Source organism: Streptomyces sp. (assembly GCF_031181555.1).
Taxonomy (GTDB): Bacteria; Actinomycetota; Actinomycetes; order Streptomycetales; family Streptomycetaceae; genus Streptomyces; species Streptomyces fimbriatus.
The window spans coordinates 1-4420 of record NZ_JAPSKQ010000286.1 but is presented as its reverse complement, the minus strand read 5'-3'; the positions used below and the strand labels follow the sequence as shown (position 1 = coordinate 4420).

Genomic DNA, 4420 nt, shown 5'->3' with positions numbered 1-4420 from the left:
TCCGCAACGGCTTCCGCAGCGACCCCATCCCGCACGAGGTGCTGCTCCGCGTCCTGGAGGCCGCCCACACCGCGCCCTCCGTCGGCCACTCGCAGCCCTGGGACTTCGTCGTCATCCGCTCCGCCGAGACCCGGCGCAGCATGCACGAACTGGCCATGCGCCAGCGCGACGCCTACGCCAAGTCGCTCCCCAAGGGCCGGGCGAAGCAGTTCAAGGAACTGAAGATCGAGGCCATCCTCGACACCCCGGTGAACATCGTCGTCACCGCCGACCCGACCCGCGGCGGCCGGCACACCCTGGGCCGGCACACCCAGCCGCAGATGGCGCCGTACTCCTCCGCGCTCGCCGTCGAGAACCTCTGGCTCGCCGCCCGCGCCGAGGGCCTCGGCGTCGGCTGGGTCAGCTTCTTCGACGAGCGCGAGATGGTCCGCGCCCTCGGCCTGCCCGAGCACCTGGAGGTCGTCGCCTACCTGTGCGTGGGCTACGTCGACGAGTTCCCGGACGAGCCCGAGCTGATGCAGGCCGGCTGGTCCAAGCGCCGCCCGCTGTCCTGGGTCGTGCACGAGGAGACGTACGGCCGTCGCGCCCTGCCCGGAGAGGAACCCCACGACCTGCTCGCCGAGACCGTCGCACAGATCCGCCCGCTGGACGCCAAGGCGCTCGGCGAGGCGTGGGAGCGGCAGAAGCGCATGACCAAGCCGGCCGGGGCGCTCGGCATGCTGGAGATCATCTCCGCCCAGCTGTCCGGCCTGTCCCGCCAGTGCCCGCCGCCCATCCCGGAGCCCGCGGCCGTCGCGATCTTCGCCGGCGACCACGGGGTGCACGCCCAGGGCGTCACCCCCTGGCCGCAGGAGGTCACCGCCCAGATGGTGGCCAACTTCCTCGGCGGGGGAGCGGTCTGCAACGCCTTCGCGACCCAGGTGGGCGCCGAGGTCTGCGTCGTCGACGTCGGCGTCTGCGCCGACCTGCCGGCCACCCCCGGTCTGCTGCCGCGCAAGGTCCGCGCCGGCACCTCCGACATGACCACCGGCCCCGCGATGACCCGCGAGGAGGCCAAGAAGGCCATCGAAGTGGGCATCGAGACCGCCCGCGACCTGGTCGCGGCGGGCAACAAGGCCCTGCTCACGGGTGAGATGGGCATCGCGAACACCACCGCGTCCGCCGCCCTCATCTCGGTCTACACGGGCGCGGACCCGGCGGAGGTCACCGGCCGCGGCACGGGCATCAACGACGAGACGCTCGCCCGCAAGACCGAGGTCGTGCGCCGCGCCCTCGAACTGCACCAGCCGGACCCGGCCGACCCGATCGGCGTGCTGGCCGCGGTCGGCGGCTTCGAGCACGCGGCCATGGTCGGCCTGCTGCTCGGCGGCGCGTCCCTGCGGACGCCGGTGATCCTGGACGGCGTCAGCGCCGGCGCCGCCGCCCTGGTGGCCCGGGCCATCGCCCCCGAGGTCCTGGCCGCCTGCATCGCGGGACACCGCAGCGCCGAGCCCGGCCATGTGGCCGCCCTCAACAAGCTGGGCCTGCGCCCGCTGGTCGACCTCGACCTGCGCCTCGGCGAGGGCACCGGCGCGCTGCTCGCGCTGCCGCTGGTGCAGAGCACGGCGCGGGCGATGCACGAGGTGGCGACGTTCGACTCGGCGGGAGTCACCGAGAAGTAGCCGGGAAGCAACCGAGAAGCAGCCGAGAAGAACGCCGGCCGGGGCGGGCGCGGGCGGGGCGAGCACCGCCGCCGCCGGGCCCACCCCGCCGTACGCTGAACCCCACCTTTAGAATCCGCACGTCAGGGCCGCTCCAGTGCCGTAGCGCCCCCCGCACGCCGCTCGTACGAGGAGCCGTACCCTCATGGCCGAACACCCCGCCTACCCCGTGGGCCTCCGTCTCACCGGCCGCCGAGTGGTCGTGCTCGGCGGCGGCCAGGTCGCCCAGCGCCGCCTCCCGGCCCTCATCGCGGCCGGCGCGGACATCCTCCTCGTGTCCCCCGAGGCGACCCCCTCCGTGGAGGCGATGGCCGACGCGGGCGAGATCACCTGGGAGCGGCGCGGGTACGCCGACGGCGACCTCGCGGACGCCTGGTACGCCCTGATCGCCACCAGCGACCCCGAGGCCAACGAGCGGGCGTCCGCCGAGGCCGAGCGGCACCGCGTCTGGTGCGTCCGCTCCGACGACGCCGACCGGGCCACCGCGTGGACCCCGGCGACCGGACACAGCGAGGGCGTCACGGTGGCCGTCCTCACCACCGACGCCAAGGGCCGCGACCCCCGCCACACCGCCGCCATCCGCGATGCCGTGGTCGAGGGCCTGCGCGACGGCACCCTCGTCGCCCCGCACCACCGCACCCGCACCCCGGGCGTCGCCCTGGTCGGCGGCGGCCCCGGCGACCCCGACCTGATCACCGTGCGCGGCCGCCGCCTGCTCGCCGAGGCCGACGTCGTCATCGCCGACCGGCTCGGCCCGCGCGACCTGCTCGCCGAGCTGCCGCCGCACGTCGAGGTGATCGACGCGGCGAAGATCCCCTACGGCCGTTTCATGGCCCAGGAGGCCATCAACAACGCGCTGATCGAACACGCCAAGCAGGGCAAGTCGGTGGTCCGCCTCAAGGGCGGCGACCCGTACGTCTTCGGCCGCGGCATGGAGGAGCTCCAGGCGCTCACCGAGGCGGGCGTCCCCTGCACCGTCGTCCCCGGCATCTCCAGCTCCGTCTCGGTCCCGGGCGCGGCCGGCATCCCCGTCACCCACCGCGGGGTGGCCCACGAGTTCACCGTGGTCAGCGGCCATGTCGCGCCCGACGACGAGCGCTCCCTGGTCGACTGGCCGTCACTGGCGAAGCTGACCGGCACGCTGGTCGTCCTCATGGGCGTCGACAAGATCGGCCGGATCGCCGAGACCCTGGTGGCCAACGGCAAGTCCCCGGACACCCCCGTCGCCCTGATCCAGGAGGGCACCACGGCCGCCCAGCGCCGGGTCGACGCCACCCTCGCCACGGTCGCCGAAACGGTCGTCGCGCAGGAGGTCCGGCCGCCCGCCGTCATCGTCATCGGCGAGGTCGTCGGCGTCGGCCTCCCGGCCTCGCGGTAACCCCGGGCCGCACGACCGATCCCAGCCGTTGGCACCGCACCCAGGACAAGGCAGTATCACCCCGTGGCCGACCTCATCACCGTCTCGGACCCCGACGACCCGCGCCTGCACGACTACACGGACCTGACCGACGTCGAGCTGCGCCGCAAGCGCGAACCCGCCGAGGGACTGTTCATCGCCGAGGGCGAGAAGGTCATCAGACGGGCCAAGGACGCGGGCTACGGGATGCGCTCCATGCTGCTCACGGCCAAGTGGGTCGACGTCATGCGCGACGTGATCGACGACCTCCCGGCCCCGGTCTACGTGGTCGACCCCGGGCTCGCCGAGCAGGTCACCGGCTACCACGTGCACCGCGGCGCGCTCGCCTCGATGCAGCGCAAGCCGCTGCCCACGGCGGCCGACCTGCTCCGGACCACCCGGCGTGTGGTGATCATGGAGTCGGTCAACGACCACACCAACATCGGCGCCATCTTCCGTTCGGCCGCCGCCCTCGGCATGGACGCGGTCCTGCTCTCCCCGGACTGCGCCGACCCCCTCTACCGCCGCAGCGTCAAGGTCTCCATGGGCGCGGTCTTCTCCGTGCCGTACGCCCGGCTGGACACCTGGCCCAAGGGCCTGGACCCGGTCCGCGAGGCGGGTTTCACCCTCCTCGCCCTCACCCCCGACGAGAAGGCCCGCTCACTCGACGAGGCGGCGCCCCACCGGATGGACCGCGTCGCCCTGATGCTGGGCGCGGAAGGCGACGGACTGTCCGGGCAGGCCCTGACGGCGGCCGACGAGTGGGTCCGCATCCCGATGTCCCACGGCGTCGACTCCCTCAACGTGGGCGCCGCGGCGGCGGTCGCCTTCTACGCGGTGGCCACGGGGCGCCCCCGGGCGTAGGACCCGCCCGGCAGGCCCCGGGAGCCGGAGCCTCAGCCGTCCCGCTCCAGCGTCGAGACGTACCGCTCGTACATGAGGTCGTCCTGGTCCAGCGGTTCGTAGGCGTCGCGCACCTGTTCCCGCTGCTCCCGCACGCCGTTCCCGTCGCCGCCGAGTCCCCGTGACGGCCCCTGGCAGCCCTGCACCAGGGCGATGCCGAGCGCGACCACCAGCGTCACGACGACGAACACGAACAACCGCTGCCGGAGCAGCCGCGGATTGGCCGGGCGCAGACCGGTGCCCGTCGTCCGGGGCCCCTGGCGGCGAGGGCCGGTGCCGGACCGGCCGGGGTTCCGGGGCGCGGGGGTGGGCCGGGAACCGGGCCGGGACGGCGTACCACCGCGCGAGGCGCCGGCGCGGGACGAACTGCCGCCCCGCGCCGGCGGCACGCCCCGGGTGCCGCGCCGGGGTGCGGACCCGC

3 protein-coding genes and 1 pseudogene are annotated in these 4420 nt (G+C 74.4%); 3 read left to right on the top strand and 1 reads right to left on the bottom strand.

Going from position 1 to position 4420, the window contains the following annotated elements:
• The 3 genes from cobT to RIM90_RS30730 all read left to right on the top strand — a co-directional run.
• Nucleotides 1–1661, top strand: a 1661-nt coding sequence (gene cobT, locus RIM90_RS30740; protein ID WP_309064020.1) for a nicotinate-nucleotide--dimethylbenzimidazole phosphoribosyltransferase, incomplete at its 5' end; no start/stop codon positions are given.
• 184 nt (nucleotides 1662–1845) lie between these two features.
• Nucleotides 1846–3078: a uroporphyrinogen-III C-methyltransferase gene (gene cobA / locus RIM90_RS30735; RefSeq protein ID WP_309064019.1), complete on the top strand. Its 1233-nt coding sequence runs from the start codon at nucleotides 1846–1848 to the stop codon at nucleotides 3076–3078.
• Between the two features lie 63 nt (nucleotides 3079–3141).
• A complete protein-coding gene (locus RIM90_RS30730) occupies nucleotides 3142–3960 on the top strand; it encodes an RNA methyltransferase (protein WP_309064018.1) in 819 nt (272 codons plus the stop codon).
• 32 nt (nucleotides 3961–3992) lie between these two features.
• On the opposite strand, the pseudogene RIM90_RS30725 reads toward RIM90_RS30730, so the two are convergent.
• A pseudogene (locus RIM90_RS30725) lies at nucleotides 3993–4420 on the bottom strand (hypothetical protein); the annotation flags it as partial.